The sequence below is a fragment of the Candidatus Symbiopectobacterium sp. NZEC135 genome (assembly GCF_025962695.1).
Window position 1 is genome coordinate 1 of sequence record NZ_JAGFPF010001042.1, and the last position, 758, is coordinate 758.

The window sequence follows — 758 nt, forward strand, 5'->3', positions numbered from 1 at the left end:
GGACTGGTCTGGCGCAGAGCCGCACCCACACTGCGTATCAGTGATCAGCATCGGGTGGAGAAAATGGCAGTGATAAGCACGGTACTGGCCCGGTGTTGTGCAAAAAATCCTGTTTTTACGAAGACTATGTGGATATCTATCTGACCCCAAAATCGGGGCTGACTGGCAGTTGCGTGGCCAGCAAAAGCGGGTGGTGAGCACCGATCAGAATGAAAAATACTATCTTGCAGGTGCGCTAAATAGCGGCACCGTGTGGGTCTGCCATGTCGTCAGCAGCAGTAAAAGTTCGAAGGTGTTTATCAGCCTGTTGAAGCACTTGAGAGAAAGTCACCGGCGGGATAAGACCATCACACTAATCGTGGATTACTACATCATTCATAAAAGCCATGAAACACAACGCTGACTGAAGGCCAACCCGAAGTTCATCGTAATTTATCAACCGGTTTATTCGCCGTGGATAAATCATATTGAACGACTCTGGCAGGCGCTGCATGAGACCATTACCCAAACCATCAGTGCCGCTCAATATGGCAACTGTTGAAAAAGGTTCACCACTTTATGAAAACAGCCAGCCTGTTCCCGGATGGCCGACATGGTCTGGCAAAAGTGTAGCTGTATTAGGATCAGTTATTTAAGTAGACTCTTTGATGCTCGTTCTTACTACTTTTCCCCTGCAGAGAACGATAACCTCCTAAAGCAGAGCGCTTAAATCAGTTTGTGCAACCCACAACCCTTGGTGGTCATTCTGGTGGTCTTGA

The 758-nt window shown here is 48.0% G+C and carries 1 pseudogene; it reads left to right on the forward strand.

Annotation, left to right across the window (positions count from 1 at the left end):
* A pseudogene (locus J5224_RS32310) lies at positions 1–612 on the forward strand (IS630 family transposase); the annotation flags it as partial.
* Positions 613–758 lie beyond the last annotated feature (146 nt).